Origin of the sequence: Muriicola sp. SD30, assembly GCF_041205185.1 — a bacterium.
GTDB lineage: Bacteria > Bacteroidota > Bacteroidia > Flavobacteriales > Flavobacteriaceae > Muriicola.
This window is the reverse complement of sequence record NZ_JBGEWB010000004.1, coordinates 274,341-298,456: the sequence shown is the minus strand read 5'-3', so window position 1 is coordinate 298,456 and position 24,116 is coordinate 274,341. Positions and strand designations below refer to the sequence as shown.

At 41.3% G+C, this 24,116-nt stretch carries 23 protein-coding genes; 14 read left to right on the top strand and 9 right to left on the bottom strand.

The features are described 5' to 3' along the window. Positions 1-89: 89 nt before the first annotated feature. Positions 90-1,151, bottom strand: a complete 1,062-nt coding sequence (gene aroB, locus AB8P51_RS13840; protein ID WP_369749446.1) for a 3-dehydroquinate synthase — start codon at positions 1,149-1,151, stop codon at positions 90-92. A gap of 108 nt (positions 1,152-1,259) precedes the next feature. On the opposite strand from aroB, the gene AB8P51_RS13835 reads away from it, so the two are divergent. The 5 genes from AB8P51_RS13835 to AB8P51_RS13815 all read left to right on the top strand — a co-directional run bounded on the left by AB8P51_RS13835 (position 1,260) and on the right by AB8P51_RS13815 (position 7,521). Then, positions 1,260-2,426, top strand: coding sequence for a proline dehydrogenase family protein (locus tag AB8P51_RS13835; RefSeq protein ID WP_369749445.1), 1,167 nt, complete (start codon positions 1,260-1,262; stop codon positions 2,424-2,426). 140 nt (positions 2,427-2,566) lie between these two features. After that, positions 2,567-3,715 (top strand): helix-turn-helix domain-containing protein, encoded by a 1,149-nt coding sequence (locus tag AB8P51_RS13830; protein ID WP_369749444.1) that lies wholly within the window; start codon positions 2,567-2,569, stop codon positions 3,713-3,715. A gap of 116 nt (positions 3,716-3,831) precedes the next feature. Then, a complete protein-coding gene (locus AB8P51_RS13825; RefSeq protein WP_369749443.1) occupies positions 3,832-5,529 on the top strand; it encodes a hypothetical protein in 1,698 nt (565 codons plus the stop codon). Next, positions 5,516-6,760, top strand: a complete 1,245-nt coding sequence (locus AB8P51_RS13820) for a radical SAM/SPASM domain-containing protein (RefSeq protein WP_369749442.1) — start codon at positions 5,516-5,518, stop codon at positions 6,758-6,760. The genes AB8P51_RS13825 and AB8P51_RS13820 overlap by 14 nt, the downstream gene beginning before the upstream one ends. Positions 6,761-6,762: 2 nt before the next feature. Further along, the gene (locus AB8P51_RS13815) at positions 6,763-7,521 is read left to right on the top strand and encodes a sterol desaturase family protein (RefSeq protein WP_369749441.1); all 759 of its coding nucleotides are present in this window, start codon (positions 6,763-6,765) and stop codon (positions 7,519-7,521) included. Here the strand turns inward: AB8P51_RS13815 and AB8P51_RS13810 are convergent. The 8 genes from AB8P51_RS13810 to AB8P51_RS13775 form a co-directional block, all read right to left on the bottom strand. Beyond that, positions 7,511-7,897: a DUF4258 domain-containing protein gene (locus AB8P51_RS13810; RefSeq protein ID WP_369749440.1), complete on the bottom strand. Its 387-nt coding sequence runs from the start codon at positions 7,895-7,897 to the stop codon at positions 7,511-7,513. The genes AB8P51_RS13815 and AB8P51_RS13810 overlap by 11 nt on opposite strands. 1 nt (position 7,898) lies before the next feature. Continuing rightward, positions 7,899-9,098, bottom strand: a complete 1,200-nt coding sequence (locus tag AB8P51_RS13805; RefSeq protein WP_369749439.1) for an alanine dehydrogenase — start codon at positions 9,096-9,098, stop codon at positions 7,899-7,901. A 161-nt stretch (positions 9,099-9,259) separates the two neighbouring features. Next, on the bottom strand, positions 9,260-9,607 hold the full coding sequence (locus tag AB8P51_RS13800; RefSeq protein WP_369749438.1) for a hypothetical protein: 348 nt from the start codon (positions 9,605-9,607) through the stop codon (positions 9,260-9,262). Positions 9,608-9,994: 387 nt separating this feature from the next. Continuing rightward, positions 9,995-10,132, bottom strand: a complete 138-nt coding sequence (locus tag AB8P51_RS13795; RefSeq protein WP_369749437.1) for a hypothetical protein — start codon at positions 10,130-10,132, stop codon at positions 9,995-9,997. A 166-nt stretch (positions 10,133-10,298) separates the two neighbouring features. Next, positions 10,299-10,727: a tRNA (adenosine(37)-N6)-threonylcarbamoyltransferase complex ATPase subunit type 1 TsaE gene (tsaE, locus tag AB8P51_RS13790; RefSeq protein WP_369749436.1), complete on the bottom strand. Its 429-nt coding sequence runs from the start codon at positions 10,725-10,727 to the stop codon at positions 10,299-10,301. A gap of 89 nt (positions 10,728-10,816) precedes the next feature. Further along, positions 10,817-11,335 (bottom strand): HEPN domain-containing protein, encoded by a 519-nt coding sequence (locus AB8P51_RS13785; protein ID WP_369749435.1) that lies wholly within the window; start codon positions 11,333-11,335, stop codon positions 10,817-10,819. 4 nt (positions 11,336-11,339) lie between these two features. Next, positions 11,340-12,503 carry a DUF262 domain-containing protein gene (locus AB8P51_RS13780; RefSeq protein ID WP_369749434.1) on the bottom strand — a complete coding sequence of 388 codons (1,164 nt, stop codon included), beginning with the start codon at positions 12,501-12,503 and terminating at the stop codon, positions 11,340-11,342. A 157-nt stretch (positions 12,504-12,660) separates the two neighbouring features. Continuing rightward, entirely contained in the window at positions 12,661-14,205 is a 1,545-nt protein-coding gene (locus AB8P51_RS13775) for a response regulator (protein ID WP_369749433.1), read from the bottom strand. Between the two features lie 35 nt (positions 14,206-14,240). On the opposite strand from AB8P51_RS13775, the gene AB8P51_RS13770 reads away from it, so the two are divergent. The 9 genes from AB8P51_RS13770 to AB8P51_RS13730 all read left to right on the top strand — a co-directional run bounded on the left by AB8P51_RS13770 (position 14,241) and on the right by AB8P51_RS13730 (position 24,106). Further along, positions 14,241-15,473: an HD domain-containing protein gene (locus AB8P51_RS13770; RefSeq protein WP_369749432.1), complete on the top strand. Its 1,233-nt coding sequence runs from the start codon at positions 14,241-14,243 to the stop codon at positions 15,471-15,473. A 48-nt stretch (positions 15,474-15,521) separates the two neighbouring features. Further along, positions 15,522-16,544 carry a UDP-3-O-(3-hydroxymyristoyl)glucosamine N-acyltransferase gene (gene lpxD / locus AB8P51_RS13765; protein WP_369749431.1) on the top strand — a complete coding sequence of 341 codons (1,023 nt, stop codon included), beginning with the start codon at positions 15,522-15,524 and terminating at the stop codon, positions 16,542-16,544. Positions 16,545-16,549: 5 nt separating this feature from the next. Next, complete coding sequence (locus AB8P51_RS13760) at positions 16,550-17,938, top strand: bifunctional UDP-3-O-[3-hydroxymyristoyl] N-acetylglucosamine deacetylase/3-hydroxyacyl-ACP dehydratase (RefSeq protein ID WP_369749430.1); 1,389 nt, start codon at positions 16,550-16,552, stop codon at positions 17,936-17,938. A gap of 1 nt (position 17,939) precedes the next feature. After that, a complete protein-coding gene (gene lpxA, locus AB8P51_RS13755) occupies positions 17,940-18,725 on the top strand; it encodes an acyl-ACP--UDP-N-acetylglucosamine O-acyltransferase (protein ID WP_369749429.1) in 786 nt (261 codons plus the stop codon). A 5-nt stretch (positions 18,726-18,730) separates the two neighbouring features. Further along, positions 18,731-19,297, top strand: coding sequence for an elongation factor P (efp, locus tag AB8P51_RS13750; protein ID WP_369749428.1), 567 nt, complete (start codon positions 18,731-18,733; stop codon positions 19,295-19,297). A 9-nt stretch (positions 19,298-19,306) separates the two neighbouring features. Beyond that, on the top strand, positions 19,307-20,242 hold the full coding sequence (locus tag AB8P51_RS13745; protein WP_369749427.1) for a UDP-3-O-(3-hydroxymyristoyl)glucosamine N-acyltransferase: 936 nt from the start codon (positions 19,307-19,309) through the stop codon (positions 20,240-20,242). Positions 20,243-20,308: 66 nt separating this feature from the next. Next, entirely contained in the window at positions 20,309-21,181 is an 873-nt protein-coding gene (gene sucD, locus AB8P51_RS13740) for a succinate--CoA ligase subunit alpha (protein ID WP_369749426.1), read from the top strand. Between the two features lie 105 nt (positions 21,182-21,286). After that, positions 21,287-22,033, top strand: coding sequence for a 3-oxoacyl-[acyl-carrier-protein] reductase (fabG, locus tag AB8P51_RS13735; RefSeq protein WP_369749425.1), 747 nt, complete (start codon positions 21,287-21,289; stop codon positions 22,031-22,033). Positions 22,034-22,072: 39 nt separating this feature from the next. After that, entirely contained in the window at positions 22,073-24,106 is a 2,034-nt protein-coding gene (locus AB8P51_RS13730; protein ID WP_369749424.1) for a VWA domain-containing protein, read from the top strand. The last annotated feature ends 10 nt before the right edge of the window (positions 24,107-24,116 follow it).

The following is a 24,116-nucleotide window of genomic DNA, read 5'->3' as shown; positions in this document are numbered from 1 at the left end:
ATAGGCCTGATAATCAATTCTAATCTAGAATATTTTTATCTCGGGAAAGGGAAAGAGTTGTAAAAGCCGATTTTTAGTATATGAAAAGCTTAATCCTCGTAGTATGCAAATGCCTCCATAAAAAGTTTGTGGGGAACCCGCTGATCGATTACAGTATCACCAATACATTTCAGAAGTACAAAATTGACAAGGCCGTGTGAATTTTTCTTGTCGAATATTAAAAGGGAAAGTACTGCCTCTTTATCCTCTTCGGTGAACTTCACTTTTTTGTAACGTTCCAGGAGGGTGTGTTTGATATCTTCAAGCTGATGTGGCCCCAATCCGCTTAGTTTGCTCGAAAGATAGGCTTCCAGGATCATGCCCACAGCAATGGCTTCCCCATGTAAAAGGGCTGTCTTCTCGTCCTTTTTCAGGAAATGAGATTCAATGGCATGACCGAGAGTATGACCAAAATTGAGAATCTTCCTCAGGTTATTTTCCCTTGGATCCTGTAATACAATTTCATTTTTAATTTCAATTGACTGGTAAATAAACTCATCAAGAGAATCCTGCAGTCTAGTTTCTTTAAGCTTGCTCCAGTAAGGCTCGCTTGTGATCAGCCCGTGTTTTAGCATTTCGGCAAAACCACTTCTCAGCTGGCGCTTATCAAGAGTATTTAGAAAATCGACCATCACAAGAACCATTCGCGGCTGGTTGATTACCCCCACCTGGTTTTTTAATACACCCAGATCAACACCAGTCTTTCCGCCTATTGATGCATCTACCATGGCCAGTAGGCTGGTAGGAACATTGATAAAATCTACCCCCCGCTTAAAGGTAGAAGCCACAAATCCTCCAAGATCAGTTACCACGCCTCCGCCTAAATTAATCATCAGGCTCCTCCTGTCACCCCCAAGTTCTGATAGACTATGCCAGATCTGAACACATGTCTCTATGGTTTTATTCATTTCTCCCGCCTCCATTTCTATAATTTCCAGATCCAGCTTTGTTTCCAGGGAAGAAAGGAATAAAGGAAGACAATCCCTTTGAGTGTTTTCGTCTACAAGGATAAAAATCTTGGAGTATCGCTCCCTTTTAAGGTGTTGGTTGAGCGCCTCATAGGCCGATTCGTTGAAATAGATGGAATAGGTTTCGGTCAGTATCGATTCCATGATAGTATTGGATTATTGAGGTGAACAGTCAGACAAATTAAAGGCAATTTTTTAGCATACGGATATTATTTGAGTGATTATATTTGGAACTGTGTTAAATGTAATAAAATGCCTGAATTATTTGAAAATACTAAGACCGCCTTTGCACTGAAATCCGACGCCGAATTGGAAAGGGCATATTTCCTGTTTAAACTTATCGCTAATCAGCCCCTGGTGCGAATAGGTACAGCCGTCACCAATTTTGCCATAAAGACCCATCTGCCAGTGGAAGGACTTATTCGCGCTACCGTCTTTGACCATTTTTGCGGGGGAGTCAATGAGAAGGATTGTATGCCCACCGTTGATAAATTATGGGAGAAAGGTGTATGTTCGGTACTCGACTATTCAGTTGAGGGAAAAGACACAGAAGATCCTCTTGACAACGCCCTGGAGGTGACCCTGAAGATACTCGACTTTGTAAAGGAAAGGGATGCCATCCCATTTGCGGTTTTTAAACCTACCGGCTTTGGCCGGTTTCACCTTTATGAGAAATTAAGTTCAGGCAAGAAACTCACTAAAGCAGAACAGCAAGAGTGGGGAAGGGTGGTCAACCGCTTTGATATTACATGCAAAAAAGCATTTGATCTGGACGTATGCCTTCTTATCGACTCAGAAGAAAGCTGGATGCAGGACGCAGCCGATGAACTGGTTGAGGAAATGATGCGAAAATATAATAGGAAAAAGGCTGTCGTTATCAATACGATTCAGTTATATCGCTGGGACCGGCTCGACTATCTGAAGGGGCTTATGGAAAGAGCTGAAAGAGATGGCTTCAAAGTGGGAATTAAAGCTGTAAGGGGCGCGTATCTGGAAAAAGAGAATGAAAGGGCCGAAGAAATGGGTTACAAATCGCCGATATGTGCATCCAAAAAGGAAACAGACGAAAATTTTAACAAGACCATTTCATTTATTGTTCAGCACCTCGATTCTATTTCCCTTTTTGCCGGGACACATAATGAAGCGAGTTCCTATCTCCTTATGCAGCTGATGGAAGAGAACAAGATCGCCAAAGACGACCCCAGAGTGTGGTTCGGACAGTTATTTGGGATGAGCGACCATATCAGCTTCAACCTTGCTGCAGAAGGCTATAATGTAGCCAAGTACCTGCCTTTTGGGCCTGTGCGAGACGTGATGCCCTATCTTATCCGAAGGGCCGAAGAAAATACCTCAGTGGCAGGACAAACCAACCGGGAACTGGAATTGCTGAAAAAAGAAAGGAAGAGAAGAAAAATATAAGTCCGACTAAGATTCGTAGAGTCTAATGCGTAACTCAATCCTGAAATATTCTAGCAGATTGAGATAAACCGACTTTCGTGGGAATGACTGTAAGAAGAGGTATTCTTTTATATATTTATACGCGATCAACCTCCTGACCAATGAACTGGATAGCCATTATCAATTTTTTACTCATTGCAGGGGCTATTCAGGGTTTCATTTTTTTTGCCGTTACCTTTTTACTGAAAAAGAAAATAGGTCCGGTTATTCTCTTCCTAACCCTTACTGTACTCTTTATTTCTTTAAATAACCTGCAGGCCTGGCTTATTGATTCTGGTTATTCTTCCGGTTTGTTTTACATCAAGCATATGCTGGTTCCATGGTACCTGCTTATTTTGCCTTGCTTTTATTCCTTTCTTGTGTATTACCTCAATGTAGAAGAACACCTCAGGACCTACATCAAACCGGCTTTGGCCATATTGCTTTTTGAATTAATTCTCAGGTCTGCATTGATTGCCTATGTTTATTATGGCAGCTCCTCAGGGGATGTGGAAGCCATCGCAACCTATACCTCCGCAGAAGAAGTAGTAAATGCTGTTTTTTCCCTCTTTATTTTTTTTAAAGCGATCCTCCTTGTATTTAAAAAATCATCTCTTTATTCCGAAATCTTAGACTATGATGATATTAAATGGATAAAGTTGTTTCTGATCCTGGGGAGTGCTGTTTTTCTTCTTTGGATTATTGCGATTGCAGTCTTTAATACCACGGGAAGCGAATCTGCTTACTATCCCTTGCGCCTTGCTACTTCTGTTTTACTGTATTGGATTGGGTATCAGGGATTGTTCAGGTATACCATTACTCAGGACAGGATATTGTTGCGAAAGTCCTTTACTGATAAACTACTTCCAAAAGACACATCAGACAGAAGGAGTATAGGGAAGACAGATTTTGTCAATGAGAAACACGATAAGAGCTTCAGGGCGTTGGAAAAACATATTTTAGAACATCAGAAATACCTAGATCAGCTTTTGAGTATGGAAAAACTTGCAGCCGAGCTTTCGATTAGTCCCGGACATTTATCAAAACTGATCAATGCATACAGCGGGCAGAACTTTTCGGATTATATCAATGAGTATCGAATAGAACAAGCCAAAAAACTTCTATCAGACCCTACGTTCAAGCCCTATACCATCGTCGCCATAGGCTTAGAATGTGGCTTTAATTCCAAGTCGACCTTCTACTCGGCTTTTAAAAAATTCACAGGACAAACCCCTAGTGATTTCCGGGCACAGCATATGGACTTATCCTGAATTATGCTGGAAACATAATTTCGGACTTCCCTTTTATAAAGCTTCCTTAGTTTGGAGTAGTCTTAATTCTCTTTTCCTCATCAGATCATGAGATAAGATGCTAAAAACGCCATACTATGAAAGCTACATCCAATTTTAATTTCAGTCCGCTGCATTTCTTTAAAAATGACAGTAAGATCAGGTCGACTTTTTCTGTATTGCTCACCCTGGCTTTTCTAAACCTTAGTACCGGTTGCTCGTATTACAGGGTAAAATCTGTTCCTGCTCAAAACAATGAGGAGATGGCAAGTCAAATCAGAGCATTCAATGAAGCCGACAAATACATCATTCTTCACAAGAATCAGGCTTTGCTACATTTGGCGAATCCGGAGGTAAATGAGGATACAATGGAATTTACCGGTACTACTGCACTCCTCTCACAAAAACATGTGAAGGAAGATATAATAAAGCCGGGTAAATCATATCGATACAAATATAAGAATACCGGTCCCCTCAATGAGGTCCATATTTACCTAAAGGATGGGGAGCCTATGGCATTAGGGGCTACAACAATACCTATCGAAGACATTGAGACAATTGCTATTACCAATAATAATCGCGGCAAAACTGTTCTGAACATCGCCCTGACGACTATCGGCGCATTTGTTTTAATGCTGGCCATAGTGGCTTTGACGAAGAGCTCTTGTCCTTTTGTATATGCAGACACAGGGAATGGCCTGGTATTTTCCGGGGAACTTTATCCGGGCAACATTATAAAAAATGCCCAGCAGACCGATTACCTTCCTTTACCATCCCTGCGCGAATCTGACGGAGAGTTGCATATTCAGATCACAAATGAGCTGCTCGAAATACAACATACCGATCTTGTGCAGCTCGTGAGGGTTAAACATCCTGAAAACACAAAAGCCTTGCTCGATAAACAGGGAGAAGTAATTCTTTATGGCGAGGTGCAAAGTCCGGACGAGGTGTTTGTTGATGGAAGGATTCAGGATCGTAAACCTGCACTGGAGACGGACGGTCATTCCTATCAATTTGATACACCCATACCGACAAAGAACAGCAAACGAAATGTGGTATTTACTTTTAAAAAGCCGCAGGATAGCAGGGAAGCCAAGCTTTATTTAACCGCAAAAAATTCCCTGTGGCTCGATTATGTTTTCGGCAGATTCAATGAAAAATTCGGGGGTTTTTACAACACATTTCAGGAATCTCAGCTCAATACAACAAAGGAAGAAGCCCAAACCTGGCGGGAGGAACAAAACATACCCCTTACGGTCTCGGTTAAAAAGAACGGTCAATGGGAGATTGTGGACCAAATCTCTTCAGTGGGGCCCCTGGCTTACAGGGACCTGGGGCTTACACTTGATCTTGCAGGAATAGAGCAGGAGGAGGTAGAGGTGAAGCTCGAAACTGGCTATATGTTCTGGGAAGTAGACTATATCGGGATTGGCTATGAGGTTGACCTTCCTTTTGAGTCGGTTCTCCTTGATCCCCATCAGGCCGTTACTGATAAAGGGGAAGAGGTCACGCACCTATTGAAGAAAAGAGATGAACAATATCTCACTCAGGAAAATGTGGGTGACCGGGTCGATATTCGTTTTTTATCCCCATCGACCGATAATGAGTATTCTTACTCCTATTTCCTGAAGAACCGGGGCTACTATACCTATGTCAGGGATTACGAGGGGATACCCGACTTCAGTGAACTGAGGAAATTTAAGAACCCGAATGCCTTTACAAGATTCTCTGAAAACGAATACCATCGTATCCTAAACACATTCCAATCTAAAAAAGAAGGCTATGTTATTCGATAAAAGAAATGCAAATACATTGCCTTTAACAGGTGCCAAAAATTGGTCGGTTGAAGAGGATATTCAATCCAAGGTGGAAAGACCACTTAATTTGAGAAGGAGTTCCATCATTTCAGGGAAGAAGAAGGCCCTGGTGCATCTGAAACTTAAGTTAAGTCTGCTGAAAATTCTTATTAGACATTATCGTAATCCCTTGGATTGGATAAGAGGGTTGCGTTTTCTAATCAAGTTGAGAAGGCGATTTCTGGGAGATCACGTTTTGAGAAAAATGGCTTTTGTGGATGGGAAATACTATATGGGCTTGTTCACCCCGGGTTGGAATGACAAGGTGTATGAACGCTTTATCGCCTCCGAATTAAAACATTTTAGGGAGAATAATACAGCTGCCTTTCGCTTTAATCATGTTTTCCTCGCCATAACAAAGAAGTGTGCTTTAAGGTGTGAACACTGTTATGAATGGGAGTCTCTCAATAAAAAGGAAACAAGGACTACGGCAGAAATACAGGCCACGGTAAAGAAATTACAGGACTTTGGTACCGCTCAGATCCATTTTACCGGTGGGGAGCCCATGCTTAAAATAGATACACTGATTTCTCTGATGCAAAAAGCATCGAAAGAAACCAACTTCTGGATGAATACCTCAGGCCTGAAATTGACCAGTACCAATGCAAGGAGGTTAAAAGAGGCCGGACTTACAGGAGTTTTTATTAGCCTCGATCACTACGAAGCAGAGGCTCACAATAGCTTCAGGAATTATAAGGACGCATTTTACTGGGCGACTGAAGGGGCTAAAAATGCAATAAACAATGGCCTGGTGGTTGCCTTTTCCATTTGTATGACCAAGGAATTCGTCAATGAGGAGAACATCAGAAAATATATGGACCTGGCCAGGGATACAGGAGTGCATTTTGTACAATTCCTGGAACCCAAAAATGTAGGGCACTATAAGGACAAGGAGGTTTCTTTAAATGATTACCAGATAAAATTACTGGAAAACACATTTTTAAAAATGAACTTTTCAAATGGATATCTTGATTATCCGCTAATTACTTACCACGGATATTATCAACGAAGACACGGCTGTTATAGTTGGGGAAAAAAAGGTTTGTATGTAGATACGGATGGTGATATAAATCCCTGTACATTTTGTCATCGGAAGTCGGGAAATATCCTCGATCCCCATATAGAAGAAAAGTTAGAACAAATGACAACTTCAGGTTGTCCGGCATATTGATTATGGAAGCGAAATTGTCATCCATAGAACTCTGGTTACTGGTATCCCTGCTTTTCGTACTGCGTTACCTCATACTGGCCGGGATTCCATTTCTTGTTTTTTATGTGACTCCGGGAAGGAGGCTGCAGAGAACTAAAATTCAGGAGAAACGACCTTCGGGATCTCAAATCCGCAGGGAAATCCTTTACTCCCTTCTAACATTGGTAATCTATGGTTTGGGAATATGGATCTTTCTCGAGTGGATTCAGGATGGCAGTACCATGCACTACAAAAGCATTTCAGATTACGGACTGGCCTATGCCTTTCTGAGTTTCTTGCTGATGGTTTTCCTGCATGACACTTATTTTTATTGGACACACCGACTCATACATCACAAATCCCTGTTTCGTATTATACACAAGGTGCATCACCAGTTTACAAATCCCACGCCCTGGTCTGCTTTTTCATTTCATCCGTTTGAAGCAGTCTTAAGCATGGGGGTGATTCCCATCATTGTGTTTTTGGTGCCCTGGCATCAGTATACTCTCATTGCTTTTATCAGTTTTATGACCCTTTACGATGTTTATATCCATCTGGGATTCGATCCTGTTTTATTGAGGTTGGGATCCTGGCAGAACACAGCCTCAGATCACAATTATCACCACCAAAATGCAAGGGTTAACTATGGGCTGTATTTTACTTTTTGGGATCAGCTTATGGGAACCTATAAAAAGTATCACAGGAAGAGCATGGGAAATAAAATCGCCCTGGTTAAGGATTGAATTCTATTGATTCCAGAATGGTAGTACTATCGCAGTTTTTAAATAGGAGGGCAGCCTCTCTTTCCTGAATTTGCCCCTCCACAAGAAAGACTTTACAGGGTTGAGCTTTGGTATCGCTCTCAGAGAAATTTACATCCCCCTCGCGAAGCAGGTATTGAATAGTAAGAGTATCAATCCTCTTGTCGTCCATCATCTCCTCCATGTTGGCTGAGTAGGCGAGGGGTTTTGATCTCAGCTCTTTCAGCACCCGGCAGTTGGGGAAATAACAGAATTCGGTCCCGGTTTCTGAGGTTTTCTTTTTAAGGAAAAATGTAAGAAAAATAATTCCGATGGTAAGGCCTATCATGTAGTACCCCAGGCGTTTCAGAAAGGCCATGTTAAAAGATTAGGAAGTTGATATCACTGAATTTTAGGTCGAACCAATCCCCGACGGTTTTGTTGGTCAGAATACCGTGGTAAAGGTATAGTCCGTTCCTTAACCCCTTATCAAAACGCAGTGAATTCTCCAGGCCGCCATCTTCCCCTATTTTAAGTAGATAGGGGGTAAATATGTTGCTGATAGACACCGATGATGTCTTGGGATATCGGGCAGGGATATTGGGTACGCCGTAATGCAGCACCCCGAATTTTTTAATGATGGGCTTGTCGTGTGTGGTGAGCTCACTTGTTTCGAAACAACCGCCCATATCGATGCTCACATCAATGATCACCGAGCCTTTTTTCATATGTTCAACCATGGTCTGAGACACTACCACAGGGGAGCGGTCTCTGCCACGCATGGCGCCGATGGCCACGTCGCATCGTTTTAATGATTTAAGCAGGTTTTTAGGTTGGAGGGTAGAGGTGTAGACGATCTGCTGAAGATTACTTTGAACGTTTCTCAATTTGGTGATAGAGTTGTCAAAGATCTTTACGTTGGCTCCGAGCCCTATAGCCGATCTGGCGGCAAATTCCCCCACGGTTCCTGCTCCGAGGATCACGACTTCAAGGGGAGGTACGCCTGTGATGTTGCCAAACATCAGGCCGCTGCCTTTATTTGTGGCTGCCATGATCTCAGCGGCAATAAGCACGCTCGAAATTCCTGCGATCTCGCTCAGCGATCTTACAGCCGGGTAGTTCCCATCTTCATCCCTGATAAACTCAAAGGCGATGGCGGTAATTCTTTTTTTCGCCAATTCTTCAAAATAGGCTTTCGACTGGGTTTTGATTTGCAGGGCAGAAATGATGGTTGTCTGCGGACTGATAAATTGTATCTCTGAGAGGGTAGGGGGTTCTACTTTAAGAAGTAGAGGGCAGGAAAAGACTTTTTTAGTGTCTTTGGTAATGGTGGCCCCGGCCTGGGTATAATCCAGGTCGGTAAAATTAGCGGCATCCCCGGCGCCTGATTCAATAAGCACCCTGTGTCCGTTGGCCGTAAGGGCATTGACAGCATCAGGCGTAAGGCAGATCCTTTTTTCCTGAAACTGATTTTCTTTGGGAATACCAATAAAGAGTTCCCCTTTTTGTTTTAGAATTTCCAGTGTTTCTTCCTGGGGGATGAGTTCCTGTTTGCTGAAAGGGGAGGACGGTTGGTTCATAATGCTTTTGGGCAAGATAAGACAAAACCCATTTTACTCAAAATTACAATAAAAATCGTGAAAGAATTAAATGCGATAATTGGAATAGCCTTAATAAACTATAGGGCAATCAAACGATTTTTTGGAATAGATTGTGAAGTCTTTACAAAACGACACCGGGATCAGAGCGAAATATTAAAGAGATTTTTCAGGGAATGCTGAAACTGCTTAAACATCTTGGATAAGGTCCTTTTGGAAACTTTTTCTGAAAGATCGATTTTATCGGATTGACTTTCAGAATCTACAGTTTGCGATATATGGTCAGTATTTTCTTTTTCTTTAAAGGACTGTAATTCAGCTTCCATGGCTTCCAGGTCGATCCCATGAACGTATTTATCATACAATTTAGCTCGGATGAAATAAACAAAAGTTATTACTACCATACAGACGGGTAATAACCAAAGGATATTCTCGGTTTCGATGTAATCGTCCTCCGAATAGATGACCTCAAATAGTTGAAAAGCATACATACATAGTGGGATCAGAATGACATGATACCACCAGTGTTTACAGGTAAAGAACCAAATGATTAATAAATATAACGGAATGATTTTATTTAATAAAAACCAAACATATGTACTAACATTGTTAAAGCCATTTCGATCTAGAGTATATCCAAAGAGGTTCAAGGTTGCCTCACGATCTTCAGGTAAATAATCATGAATTTTAAAGAAAAATGGAGTTAAGACTATAAGAATTAGTCCTATTGATTCTACGTAAAATCTACGTCGCGTTATACTTTTATGATTCTTTTCCAAATTATTTGCGTGTTAAATCGTATATGGATGTAACGCTAAAAGGGGCTTTTTATTGAGCCCCGTTTGTAATTTCTATAATTTGGAAATTTGCCTTGCTAGTTATTTCTTAAGAATAACATCTCCCTTTTTCAGACCTTGTTCATATAATTGATCGTCCTCGGCCGTATTAGGGGTACAAGCCGCAGCAACTAAAACTAACATGGCAGCAAAAGCAAAAAGTAATTTTTTAGTGTTCATCGTAGAATAGTGTTAAAATTCAGGATTCATTTTCATTCTCATATCAAATATAGGGAAAGGATTTGAATAAAAATACAGATTATCGATAAAATTTTACCTTTTAACGAAGAAAGCTGCAGTTAATCGATTCTGATTGCCGTTTGCAGGGAGATAAAAAAGTGCAATTTCAGCTAATAAGAGCTGGCAGGGTGAGCTCGCGGGTTAGAGGATCGAGAATCTTTAAATGCAGATTAATACATTCGTCAGGGAGTAAATCCCCCACTTTTTCAGGCCATTCAATAAAGACCCAAACGTCCCTGGTGAGGTATTCCTCCAATCCCAGGTCTAGTGCTTCTTCCGGATTGTTCATTCGGTAAAAATCAAAATGATAGCCCAGGAGATCACCATTCGGATAACGATATTCATTGACTATACCAAAAGTTGGGCTGTAAGCTTGTTCTTCTCCCCCCAGTTGTTTTACAAGGGCCTTGATAAAGGTGGTTTTTCCAGTCCCCATCCTACCATGCAGGCATATCACACTATATTCTGGGATCAAATCAAGAAGTTTTTGGGCTATGTTTTCAATATCTTTGAAAGAATAAATTATTTTCTCCATAAAAAAATGTAAATCCATTTGATCCGTAAAATGGAGCGAACGAATCGATACCATATCTACTCTAATATCACTTGTGATCTGGGACTTCACTATTTCATCAGTTCTTTTTCTATTTGATCGACAAAATATAAAGCTTGCTTAAATTCATTGTAAATTTCATTTGCAGTTTTTTCGATGTTGAATTCTGCAAAATTCTTATGCACTAATCTATTCCTAAGTTCTCCAAGTGTAATGAAAGATTTAACTCCCGTATCGAATTTTGCATCAGATTTAACTTTGGCTACCATTTGGTCCTTAAATTTTTTGCCGAAAAGTGCAAAAAATGTATTTGCATTAGCTGAATTCCAATTAAAAAAAGTATGATATTGCCTCTTTAATCCTTTTGATTTCACAAATTCAATTGCCATTGTATTATTTTTAGTATTCTTGATAAAGAAAGATTCAATAATATCCATTAGTCGGCTTTCAAACAAGCTGGCAATGCTTAAAAGTAGCCCCTTTTTAAAGTTTTGTTCGGCATCAATCTTAAAAGATACTTGTTTTTGATCTTCCAGGAATTTTATAAGATCGGTGTTGTTATTATAAATGTTATCAATTATTGCAGACATGCCATTAGAGGATTTGAATTGCCTTTTGAATCCTTTTTTCGACGTTTTTACTACCTGCTGTATCTGATTCCGTTGCCTTAATAAATTCTTCATCTGCAAGTAAAATTTGCAGATTTTCTGGTATAGCCTTCTTAACAATGAGGTTTTCGTTTTTAAAAGCATTTTGAGTCATTGCTTTAAAAATTGATTCGTATGCAGATATATTTATTCTATTAGTCTTACTAGAAACAAATGCCGCATTCCCAAAATTATGAGCTTCGTTAACAAATGCGTTGAATAGGGTTTCAAAGTATTCAATCGAGACTTCTGTAAATGACTTTGCCTTGTGCGAAAAATTATTTAGAAATTTAGTCATTGAGGGTTTGTAATTATCAGCCTCAATCAGCATAGCGAAGCCCCTCAAGATTATTTCGACATCTTTTAAATGAAGGTCAGGGTTCGGTCTATTAATTAGTATTCTCCACGTTGGATTTAGGTTAACTCTAAATAACATTTCATAAAATTTCGAATGATAAACACTCGATCTTATTTCTTGCGGTTTAAGAACAACTCCTCCTGAATTTAAGCGATAGAATATTTCATAGATAGCCGAATTATCATTTGGCGGCAAATTCTGTTTGATAATGACATTTCTTATAGTCCTCAAATCGAATGAAGTCTTATATTCACCTAAAGTTGTATACTTTAAATTTTTAAGTTTATTTGGAGACTCTGGCAGTTTTTCACTGAGCTTTAGCTCAAAATCTCTGAAATATGTTTTGTCATGTAGGATTTCATCAGGAATGCTTCCTTCTTGTGCAAAAATCCTCCTTATTTCAGTTCTTTTTTCTTTTCGAGGAAAACGTTGTTTTATGAAATAATAGACTGTCATTAATCTCTGTTGACCGTCTATAAGCATAAATTCATTTCTTCCTTCCTCAAACAAGAAAACTTGTGGAACAGGCAAACCAATTATTAATGATTCTATCAACTTAGAAGCCCTTTTTATATCCCAAACATAATTGCGTTGAAAGCCAGGTATTTTTAACACACCCGATTCTATGAAATCATATATTGTTTTAATATTAAAATCGTTTGGTGCAGATGTCAAATCGTATTCTCTGAATGAAATATCTATTTCCTCATTCTCCGTTTGATCTATATACCAACTATTATTATTTCCACTCATTTATTTTAATTTTAAATTATTCAATAGAACTTATGGATTAATTTTTAAATTCAGAAAACCTGTTATGCGTACACAAAACTAGTAATTATTCAACTTGAAAATACAGAAATCCTGGGAGGTTCCCACCTGGAAAGTTGATTTACTTCAATACCTGCCTTTATCTCGGCTGTAGCACCACAAAGGGGATAATCATTTCCTCCAGAGAAACACCCCCATGCTGGTAGGTATTCCTGAAATAACTTACGTAGTGGTTATAATTGTTGGGATAGGCAAAAAACAGGTCGTTCTTCGCAAAAATAAAAGAACTGCTCATGGTAATACTGGGCAAATTAATCATGGAAGGATCCTTGGCTTCCAGTACATCCCTGGCATCATAAGACAGGCTCCGCCCGGTCTTATACCTCAGGTTAAGGCTGGTTTCCCGGTCGCCAATCACCTTGGAAGGCTGTTTTACATTGATAGTGCCGTGATCCGTAGTAATGATCAGCTTCATCCCAAGACTCCTGGCCTTTTGTATGATCTCAAGCAAAGGTGAATTTTTAAACCAGCTCTGGGTTAAGGAACGATACGCCTTATCATTGGAAGCTAATTCTTTTATTACATCCATCTCCGTTTTGGCATGGGAGAGCATGTCCACAAAATTGTAGACGATCACCGTGAGATCGTTCTTTTTCTGGCTATTAAAATTCTGCACCAGTTGCTTTCCCTGCTTTAGACTGCTGATCTTAAAATACTCCCATTCCAGATCGAGCCCCAAACGGTTTAACTGGGATTCCAGAAACTTATCCTCAAACAGGTTCTTGCCGCCCTCGTCCACATCATTCTTCCACCATTTCGGATACTTTTTTTCCATATCCAGAGGCGTTAATCCGGAAAACAGGGCGTTTCTGGCATATTGCGTGGCCGTGGGAAGGATACTGTAATACGGCTGTTCCCGTATCTTTTTATAAAAAGGGGATAGCACATCCTCAAAAGCAATCCACTGGTCGTATCTCAAATTGTCGATGACCACTAATAAGGTCGACTGCCCCTCTAATTCCGGTTTTATCCATTCCTTAAACAAAGTGTGAGACATCACGGGTCCGCCACCCTCACTAAACCAGTCGGTGTAATTCTTGTCTATAAACTTTCCAAACTGGTTGTTCGCCTCTATTTTTTGGGACTCCAGAATCTCAAACATCCCGGAATCTTCTATTTCCTCGAGGCGCAGTTCCCAGGAAATTAACTTCCGGTACAGATCAGCCCATTCTTCATAGGAATTTACCATGGAGAGGTCCATGGAGATCTTGCGAAATTCCTGCTGGTAGTTGGAGGTTGTTTTTTCTGAAATCAGGCGGGAGTGATCCAGGGTTTTTTTTAGCGAAAGCAGGATCTGGTTTGGATTTACAGGTTTGATGAGATAGTCGGCAATCTTTGAGCCTATTGCCTCTTCCATGATAAACTCTTCCTCACTCCGGGTGATCATGACCACGGGGAGGGTGGGTTCTATGTTTTTTATTTCATTGAGGGTGTCAAGACCCGACAGGCCCGGCATATTCTCATCCAGAAACACAATGTCGAATTGGTTTTTTTCGAGTTCCTCCAGGGCATCCTGCCCGCTCTTACAGGTGACTACTTTGTAATTTTTTTCCTCAAGAAACAGGATGTGGGGTTTTAACATGTCAATCTCGTCATCTACCCACAGTATTGTAATTGTGTTCATTTAGTCCTTATATTTACCCCTTAAAGCGCAGAAAATTGGCCACCACCAGGAAGCTGAAGTTATTTAATGATCCAATTTACGGATTTATTAGAATTCCTAACCCCCAGCTGTTCAAACTTATTTCTCATCCCTACTTTCAACGCCTCAGGAGAATCTCCCAGATGGGGATGTCCTACCTGGTATTTCCGGGGGCACATCATACAAGGTTTCACCATGCCCTGGGGAGTATGCACCTTATGCAGCAGGCCATACAGGTGTTGCGTTACAAAGAAGTTGATATTACGGACGATGAAGCTAGCGGACTTCTGTATGCCATCCTCCTGCATGATATAGGACACGGCCCTTTCTCCCACGCCATGGAACACAGCCTGGTTAACGGCATTTCACATGAAGAGCTCTCCTTATTATTTATGGAGCAACTAAATAAAGAATTAGATGGGGAATTAACTGTTGCGATAGAGATATTCAAGGGTACGCACCCCAAAAAATTCCTGAATCAGCTGGTTTCGAGTCAGCTCGATATGGACAGGCTCGATTATCTAAAAAGGGATAGTTTTTACACCGGGGTGGCTGAAGGGAACATTAATGCAGAGCGGCTGATCACCATGCTGAACGTGGTTGACGGATCGCTGGTCGTGGAAGAGAAGGGCATCTATTCCGTTGAAAAATTTCTGATGGCCAGGAGGTTTATGTACTGGCAGGTCTATCTCCACAAGACCGGTATTGTGGCAGAACAACTCCTTATCAGGGTATTGCGGAGAGCGAGGGAAGTCCACGCCAATGACGGTAGTCTTCCGGCAAGTGAACCTCTGCGGTATTTCCTGACAAATGAGGTAAGGCGAGAGAATTTTACACCTGAAATCTTATTGAAATTTTCCTCTCTCGATGATGTAGATATACTTTCGGCCCTGAAAGCATGGCAACACCATCCTGATTTTGTACTCTCCGAATTAAGCAAGATGATCCTCAACCGTGAATTGCTTAAAATAAAGGTGAAGAACAGGGAGGTGTCAGAAAAGAAGTTCGAGAAAATAAAATCTGACTGTAAATCGATCTATCAACTCAGCGATAAAGAGGTGAGTTACTTTGTCTTTAAAGGGGCTATTGAAAACAGGGCCTATGACAGGGAGAAAGAGAACATAAATATACTGATGTCGAATTCCAGGACCATTGATGTGGCAAAGGCCTCGGACCATCTCAATCTGGACGCCCTGTCCAAAACGGTGACCAAGTATTATATGTGCTATCCGAAGAAAAGCGTTACGTAATTTTTCTTACTTTTGTGCGATCAAATCCTTAGACCAAAAAGTTAGCTTTTGAAATTCACAGCCAGTCAGATTGCAGGGATCCTAGAAGGTGAGGTTCACGGTAACCCTGAAATATCTGTCCACAAGCTTGCGAAAATAGAGGAAGGGGTTGAAGGATCACTTACTTTTCTGGCAAATCCCAAGTATACACACTATATATACAGTACGGAGGCATCGATCACCATCGTAAACAAAGATTTTCAGCCTGAACAGGAACTGAATACTACGCTTATCAAAGTAGATGATGCCTATAAGTCATTCTCAAAGCTTCTCGAATTTTACAACAATGTTAAGCATAACAAGGTAGGAATTGAAGAGCCTGTATTTCTTTCCGAATCAGCATCTTACGGAGAGGATTTTTACCTGGGTGCTTTTTCTTATCTCGGCAATAATGTAAAGATTGGGAAGAACGTAAAGATTTTTCCTAATGTTTACGTTGGGGATAATGTAACGATTGGCGACAATGTCATGATTTATTCCGGAGCTAAAATCTACTCAGAATCAGTGGTAGGTGATGGATGTGTGATACACAGTGCGGTAATTCTCGGGGCAGATGGATTTGGGTTTACTCCTGATAACAACGGGGAATATTCCAAGGTGCCACAGACCGGAAACGTCATTCTAGAAGACAATGTTGAGATCGGAGCAGGCACAACAATAGACAGAGCCACTTTGGGATCCACTATTTTGAGAAAAGGTGTTAAATTAGATAATCAGATTCAGATTGCTCATAATGTCGAAATTGGAGAGCATACTGTAATCGCAGCCCAGACGGGAGTTGCGGGCTCTACTAAAATCGGAAAAAACTGTTTGATTGGCGGACAGGTTGGGATTGTAGGGCATATCACAATAGGTGACCGGGTAAAGATTCAGGCACAGTCCGGGATTATTCGGAATGTAAAAGACGATGAAGTATTGCAGGGATCCCCTGCCTTGAATTACGGAGACTTTAATAAATCATATGTTCATTTTAAAAACCTTACCAAGTTGGTGGGTAGAATTGTTGAACTGGAAAAAAATAACGGAGAATAACGTATATGGTGAAACAGCGAACCATTGCTAAAGAAGTAGAATTAACCGGGGTAGGATTACACACAGGTGAGAACGTCACAATGAAATTTCTGCCGGCACCGGTCAATCACGGCTATGCTTTTAAACGCGTCGACCTTGAAGGGGAACCAATCATAGAGGCCGATGCCAATTATGTTATCAATACCCAGAGGGGAACGAACCTTGAAAAACGAGGGGTGAAAATTCAGACTTCGGAGCACGTTCTGGCTGCTCTTGTGGGCCTTGAGATAGACAATATAATTATCGAACTCGATTCCCCAGAGCCTCCCATCATGGATGGATCTTCTAAATATTTTGTTGAAGCTCTTGAAAAAGCAGGTATTGTTGAACAGGATGCAGAGAGGGAAGAATACATTGTAAAAGAGGTGATCAGCTATAAGGACGAAGCAACAGGAAGTGAAATTACGGTAATCCCTTCAGAGGAATACCAGGTCACTACTATGGTGGACTTCGGAACCAAAGTACTGGGAACCCAGAATGCAACCCTGGAACGGCTATCAGATTTTAAAAAGGAAATCGCAGATGCCAGGACTTTTAGCTTTCTGCATGAACTTGAAATGCTTCTTGAAAACGGACTCATCAAAGGGGGAGATCTTAACAATGCTATCGTCTATGTAGACAAGGAGATATCCGAATCTACAATGAAAAAGCTGGAAAAGGCTTTTAAAAAGAAAAAACTCTCAGTAAAGCCTAACGGCATTCTCGATAACCTTACCCTTCATCAACCCAATGAAGCTGCCCGCCACAAGCTACTCGACGTGATAGGCGATCTTGCGCTCACCGGAACACGCATAAGGGGTAAAGTGATCGCAAACAAACCGGGTCATTACGTCAATACGCAGTTTGCAAAAAAACTCAGCAAGATCATCAAACTGGAAAAGCGTAACAGCGTTCCAAAATACGATCTCAATGCACCACCACTGATGGACATTCATCAGATCATGGCGATGCTGCCACACCGACCACCTTTTTTATTGATCGACCGCATCCTTGAATTGTCTGAAACCCATGTTGTAGGGATGAAAAATGTTTCCATGAACGAACCGTTTTTCGTAGGACATTTTCCCGGAGCACCCGTAATGCCGGGGGTATTGCAAGTTGAAGCCATGGCGCAAACCGGGGGGATCCTCGTATTGAGTACGGTTCCTGACCCTGAAAATTACCTGACCTTCTTTATGAAGATCGACAATGTAAAATTTAAACAAAAAGTACTTCCGGGAGATACCTTGATCTTCCACTGCAGCCTTATCACACCCATCAGAAGAGGAATTTGTCACATGCAGGCTTATGCCTACGCCAATAATAAACTGGTTTGTGAGGCAGAAATGATGGCGCAAATAGCGAAAAAGAAATAAAATGAATCAACCGCTTGCTTATATCCATCCCGGCGCAAAAATTGCAAAGAACGTGGTGGTAGAACCATTTACAACTATCCACAACAATGTCACCATTGGTGAGGGCACCTGGATCGGGTCTAATGTCACTATCATGGAAGGGGCAAGGATCGGAAAAAATTGTAATATTTTCCCAGGGGCTGTCATTTCCGCTCCTCCTCAGGACCTTAAGTACAAAGGGGAGGAAACAACGGTGGAAATTGGAAATAATACTACGATCAGAGAATGTGCCACGATAAATAAAGGCACCTCCGACCGCATGAAAACGGTCATCGGGAAGAATTGTCTTATCATGGCTTACTGTCATATTGCTCACGATTGCTTTGTAGGCAATAATTGCATTTTTTCCAATAACTCTACCCTGGCAGGGCATGTTACCATAGGGGAAAATGTGGTCCTTGCCGGCCTTGTGGCTGTGCACCAATTCGTATCCATTGGTCAACACGCCTTCGTCACCGGGGGATCATTGGTTCGGAAAGATGTTCCTCCTTTTGTCAAAGGAGCCAGAGAGCCTATGTCCTATGTTGGGATTAATTCTGTAGGACTTCGCCGCAGAGGGTTTAAGGCAGATAAAATCCGTGAGATTCAGAACATTTACCGGATATTATACCAGAAGAATTACAATAACTCACAGGCCGTACAGATCATCGAAGCCGAAATGGAAGCAACTCCTGAACGAGATGAAATTTTACAATTTATCAGGGACTCTCAAAGAGGAATTATGAAAGGATATTTCAGTACCAATTAAAATTTATGGCAAATACATCAGATATCAGAAAGGGGTTGTGCATTAGATACAACAATGACATATACAAGATCATTGAATTCCTTCATGTAAAGCCGGGGAAAGGACCGGCATTCGTCAGAACTAAATTAAAGAGTGTCACTACGGGCAAGGTGTTAGACAATACCTTTTCTTCCGGGCATAAAATTGAAGATGTGAGGGTGGAGACCCGGAGTTACCAATTTCTTTATGCGGATGGATCTACCTACCATTTCATGAATACTGACGATTACAACCAGATCGCTTTGCAGGAAAGCGCCCTCGATGCTCCGCTTTTGTTAAAAGAAGGGGAAGTAGTGACCATCATGTTCAATACCGAAGACAGTATGCCTCTCTCTGTAGATATGCCGGCAAGTGTTGTACTGGAAGTTACACATACAGAACCCGGTGTAAAAGGAAATACAGCGACGAATGCTACTAAACCGGCAACTGTAGAGACTGGAGCTTCAGTAAATGTTCCTCTTTTTATCAATGAAGGAGATAAGATCAAGATTGATACTGAGAAGGGAAACTATATGGAGCGCGCCAAGGAATAATACCACTATATGAAATTTTCACAACCTCAGACACTAAAACAAATCGCATCTCTCCTGGGGATAGAATTTGTAGGGGCAGACGATTTCCAGGTGCTGGGAATGAATGAAATACATGTCGTGGAACCCGGAGATATTGTATTTGTAGACCATCCGAAATACTACGACAAGGCTTTAAATTCAAAAGCGACCATCATCCTGATAAACAAAAAAGTAGAATGTCCTGAAGGGAAAGCCTTATTACTCTCAGATGAACCCTTTAACGACTTCAACAAACTAACCAGGCACTTTCGACCTTTCGCAAGTGCTTCGGCCAGTATATCACCCTCTGCTAAGATTGGCAAGAGCACAGTAATTCAGCCCCATGTCTTTATTGGCAACCATGTTACCATCGGAGAAAATTGCCTAATCCATCCAAATGTGACCATTTATGATCACTGTGTAATCGGGGATAATGTACAGATCCATGCAGGTACAGTTCTGGGTTCTGATGCCTTTTATTATAAAAATCGCCCCGAAGGATTTGACAAATTACTTTCCGGAGGAAGGGTGGTTATTGAAGATGATGTCGAAATCGGTGCCTTATGTACTTTAGACAAAGGTGTAACCGGGGATACTACCGTAAAGCAAGGAAGTAGACTAGACAATCAGGTTCATGTTGGCCATGATACTGTGATAGGAAAAAAATGTCTCATTGCTTCTCAGACAGGTATTGCTGGGTGTGTGGTCATTGAAGATGAAGTCACCCTCTGGGGGCAGGTAGGCGTTACAAGTGCGGCAACGATTGGGAAAAAGGCCGTAATACTGGCGCAGACCGGAGTGGCAAAATCCCTTGCAGGCGGAAAAACATATTTTGGCAGTCCGGCAGAAGAAGCCCGTGATAAACTCAAACAACTTGCCAACGTTAAAAGAATACCTGAAATATTAAAACAAATAAATCAACAATAAAGAAAGGATTGCTTTTCAGATCATCTTCAATCCTATATTTTTGTTTATCCAATTTAAAAATAGATTATGAGCGTACTAGTCAATAAAGATTCCAAAATCATAGTTCAGGGCTTTACCGGGAGTGAAGGTACCTTCCATGCAGAACAAATGATTGAATACGGCACCAATGTAGTAGGAGGTGTAACTCCGGGAAAGGGTGGTCAGACTCATCTGGATCGACCTGTTTTTAATACAGTGGAAGAAGCCGTGGAAAAGGCTGGTGCAGATACGACGATTATTTTTGTCCCCCCTGCTTTTGCAGCGGATGCAATTATGGAAGCAGCCAGTGCCGGAATTAAAGTGATTATCACCATTACAGAAGGTATCCCGGTAGAAGACATGGTGAAGACCTACGATTATATAAAAGATAAAGATTGTACGCTGATAGGCCCAAATTGCCCCGGAGTAATTACCCCGGGAGAAGCAAAAGTGGGGATCATGCCCGGTTTTGTATTTAAAAAAGGGAAAGTGGGAATCGTTTCAAAATCGGGAACACTTACTTATGAGGCTGCAGACCAGGTGGTTAGACAGGGCCTTGGAATTACAACGGCTATAGGTATTGGAGGAGACCCTATTATAGGAACTACCACCAGGGAAGCTGTGGAGTTACTGGTCAATGATCCCGAAACCAGTTGCGTGGTAATGATAGGAGAGATAGGCGGTCAGCTTGAAGCAGATGCTGCTAAATGGTATAAAGAAAGTGGAAGTAAAAAACCTATTGTTGGTTTTATCGCCGGGGAAACTGCTCCCGCCGGGAGAACCATGGGTCATGCCGGAGCGATTGTTGGGGGTAGTGACGATACCGCCCAGGCAAAGAAGAGGATTATGAGAGAATGCGGTATCCACGTTGTGGATTCACCAGCTGAGATCGGAATAAGAGTAAAGGAAGTACTTGGATAAAAAATCCAATCTGAATAAAAATCCCGATTCCTTCGGGATTTTTTTTTCGCCTTGCGCGACACAAAATGTATCTTTGAGTGAAATCAAACGAATATAGACGATCCTATGAAACTGTTAGACGGAAAAAATGTCATAATTACCGGCGCTAGTCGGGGAATTGGTACCGGTATTGCAAGAATATTCGCCTCCCATGGCGCAAACGTAGCATTTACTTATAGTTCCAGTGAAGGTCCGGCTGCTGAGTTGGAAAAAGAGCTTAGCGGGATGGGCGTAAAAGCCAAAGCCTACAAGAGTAATGCAGCTATTTTTAAAGAGTGTGAATCTCTTATTACTGCTGTGCTGGAGGATTTTGGCGGCATTGATGTGCTGATCAATAATGCGGGAATTACAAAAGACAATCTCCTGATGCGAATGAGCGAGGAGGATTTTGATGCCGTGATAGAAATCAACCTGAAATCTGTTTTTAATATGACCAAGGCTGTTCAGCGAACCTTATTAAAACAACGCCACGGATCCATTATCAATATGAGTAGTGTTGTTGGCGTAAAAGGAAATGCAGGACAGACCAATTATGCTGCCTCAAAGGCCGGGATTATTGGTTTTACAAAATCTGTTGCCCTCGAACTTGGTTCCAGGAATATCAGATGTAACGCCATCGCACCGGGATTTATTGAAACGGAAATGACTGGTAAACTCGATGAAAAGACAGTGCAGAGCTGGAGGGATGCTATTCCTTTGAAAAGGGGAGGATCTCCCGAAGATGTTGCAAATGCATGTCTGTTTCTGGCTTCCGACATGTCTGCCTATGTTACGGGCCAGGTTCTCCATGTAGACGGGGGAATGCTCACTTAGCAGTATCCCTTTGAAGAAAGCGACTAAAAGAAATGATTGATGCAAACAGCAACCTTACTTGGCGTGCTGCTGGCAGCGCTTTTTTCACTCCTGATTGTTCTCTGGCAGTATTTTTATAAGGCAAAAAAAAGAGGCAGGCTCAACTTGATTCTCGCCTTTCTTCGCTTTATCTCAATTTTTGGAGTATTGCTAATCTTGCTTAATCCAAAGATTTCTAATGTTAGCTACCAGGTAGAAAAACATAACCTCCTTCTGCTCATCGATGACTCCCAATCGATAAAATCCGGAGGCGCCTCAGAACAGATCATGACTCTGAGTGAGCAAATCCTGGAAGATGAAGCTCTAACCGAAAGATTTACACTCAGGGAATTTGCTTTTGGCTCTGAGCTGCAAAGTTCAGATAGCCTTAGCTTTTTAGCAGAAGTGTCTGATATTTCCGGAGCTCTGTCATCAGCCGACAATATATTTGGCCGTGACAAAACCCTCGCCATTTTAATTTCCGATGGAAATCAGACTGTAGGAAAGGCCTATGAATATATGGGAAATGACCTCAGTTATCCGGTGTATTCCTTGGTAGTAGGAGATACTACCCGTTATGCGGATCTGAGAATAAATCAGGTAAATATCAACAAATATGCATTTCTTAAAAATCGGTTTCCCGTTGAACTGTTTGTAATGCTGCAAGGCAATGAGGCAGTTGATAGCCGCCTCAGGATCCGTATGGATGCCAAGATTGTTTACTCTACAGATATCCGACTGACGCCCCAAGAGAATTCAAAAAAAATAAGTACGACCCTGGAGGCCTCCGAAGTTGGATTGCGAATGATTAGCATTTCCGTGGATTCCATACCCGGAGAACGGAATACGATGAACAATAAAAGGCGTATTCCAATTGAAGTGATTGATGAAAAAACAAGGGTCGGACTTATCTCTGATGTTTTACACCCCGATCTTGGAGCACTAATTAAGGCAATAGAAAGTAATGATCAGCGTAGTGTTTCCTTGCTAAGGCCGCAGGCATCGGCGGAGGACCTGAGCGAGTTTGATATTTTAATTTTATATCAGCCTACACCGGCATTTCAATCGGTATACGACTTTTTAAAGGAGTCTGGTCTGAATACATTTACCATAACAGGTCCCGCAACTAATTGGAGATATCTGAACAGAATGCAAAAAGGACTGGAGATTAGTAATTCAAATCAGACCGAAGAAATCCTTCCCGTTCTCAACCAGACGTTCGACCTTTTTGATCTAGGGGATTTTTCAGTGGAAGATTTTCCCCCTCTTATTGGTAGCCTGGGTGAAATTCTTATCACTCAGCCTTACGAGAGTTTAATCGATCAGCAAATAAGAGGTGTAAATCTTCAGGACCCATTATTACCAATTATTTCAGATGGTAAAGAAAGACATGCCTATCTCTTTGGCGAGAATATTTGGAAGTGGAGGGTACAGAGTTACCGCAATGATGAGAATTTCGACAATTTCGATAATTTCATAAATAAGATCATTTTATATCTCACTTCCGACGGGAAACGAGATCGCCTTTCGATAGAATACGAACAGCTGTACAGTGCGGTTACTGAGAAAAAAATTAAGGCCACATTTACGGATGAAACCTACGTAATTAAGAAGGATGCAACTCTTGTATTAAGGATTAATAGCAGAGACGATGAATTTAGCAGCGAGCAGACCATGCTGCTTAGTGGTAATCATTATGAGGCAGGACTGGGGAACCTAAAAGAAGGAGATTTCACCTTCTCAGTCTCCGTAGAAGGTGAAAACCTGCAAAAAGGAGGTCGTTTTACTATCGAAGAGTTTAACCTTGAACAGTTATTCGTATCCAGTGATGCTGATCAGCTCAGAGAGCTCTCTGAGGGGAGTGGAGGTCATCTTTATCACCCTGATCAAATTGAGAGTATGTTGAATGAGCTTAAAGAAAATCCAGACCTGGCCCCAACACAGAAAAGCGTTGAAAATGTCGTATCTTTGATCGATTTTAAAATAATGTTCGCGATAATCATTCTCGCTTTTACTACCGAATGGTTAATCAGAAAATATAACGGATTAATATAAAAATAATAGA

Coding starts and splice junctions, on each gene's coding strand:
- fabG (WP_369749425.1), top strand. CDS start 21,287: ATGAAACTGTTAGACGGAAAAAATGTCATAATTACCGGCGCTAGTCGG.
- AB8P51_RS13745 (WP_369749427.1), top strand. CDS start 19,307: ATGAAATTTTCACAACCTCAGACACTAAAACAAATCGCATCTCTCCTG.
- AB8P51_RS13815 (WP_369749441.1), top strand. CDS start 6,763: ATGGAAGCGAAATTGTCATCCATAGAACTCTGGTTACTGGTATCCCTG.
- AB8P51_RS13760 (WP_369749430.1), top strand. CDS start 16,550: ATGGTGAAACAGCGAACCATTGCTAAAGAAGTAGAATTAACCGGGGTA.
- AB8P51_RS13805 (WP_369749439.1), bottom strand. CDS start 9,098: ATGAACCAACCGTCCTCCCCTTTCAGCAAACAGGAACTCATCCCCCAG.
- AB8P51_RS13775 (WP_369749433.1), bottom strand. CDS start 14,205: ATGAACACAATTACAATACTGTGGGTAGATGACGAGATTGACATGTTA.
- efp (WP_369749428.1), top strand. CDS start 18,731: ATGGCAAATACATCAGATATCAGAAAGGGGTTGTGCATTAGATACAAC.
- aroB (WP_369749446.1), bottom strand. CDS start 1,151: ATGGAATCGATACTGACCGAAACCTATTCCATCTATTTCAACGAATCG.
- AB8P51_RS13825 (WP_369749443.1), top strand. CDS start 3,832: ATGAAAGCTACATCCAATTTTAATTTCAGTCCGCTGCATTTCTTTAAA.
- sucD (WP_369749426.1), top strand. CDS start 20,309: ATGAGCGTACTAGTCAATAAAGATTCCAAAATCATAGTTCAGGGCTTT.
- AB8P51_RS13795 (WP_369749437.1), bottom strand. CDS start 10,132: ATGAACACTAAAAAATTACTTTTTGCTTTTGCTGCCATGTTAGTTTTA.
- AB8P51_RS13830 (WP_369749444.1), top strand. CDS start 2,567: ATGAACTGGATAGCCATTATCAATTTTTTACTCATTGCAGGGGCTATT.
- tsaE (WP_369749436.1), bottom strand. CDS start 10,727: ATGGAGAAAATAATTTATTCTTTCAAAGATATTGAAAACATAGCCCAA.
- AB8P51_RS13785 (WP_369749435.1), bottom strand. CDS start 11,335: ATGTCTGCAATAATTGATAACATTTATAATAACAACACCGATCTTATA.
- AB8P51_RS13810 (WP_369749440.1), bottom strand. CDS start 7,897: ATGGCCTTTCTGAAACGCCTGGGGTACTACATGATAGGCCTTACCATC.
- AB8P51_RS13780 (WP_369749434.1), bottom strand. CDS start 12,503: ATGAGTGGAAATAATAATAGTTGGTATATAGATCAAACGGAGAATGAG.
- lpxA (WP_369749429.1), top strand. CDS start 17,940: ATGAATCAACCGCTTGCTTATATCCATCCCGGCGCAAAAATTGCAAAG.
- AB8P51_RS13835 (WP_369749445.1), top strand. CDS start 1,260: ATGCCTGAATTATTTGAAAATACTAAGACCGCCTTTGCACTGAAATCC.
- AB8P51_RS13800 (WP_369749438.1), bottom strand. CDS start 9,607: ATGTATGCTTTTCAACTATTTGAGGTCATCTATTCGGAGGACGATTAC.
- AB8P51_RS13820 (WP_369749442.1), top strand. CDS start 5,516: ATGTTATTCGATAAAAGAAATGCAAATACATTGCCTTTAACAGGTGCC.
- AB8P51_RS13730 (WP_369749424.1), top strand. CDS start 22,073: ATGCAAACAGCAACCTTACTTGGCGTGCTGCTGGCAGCGCTTTTTTCA.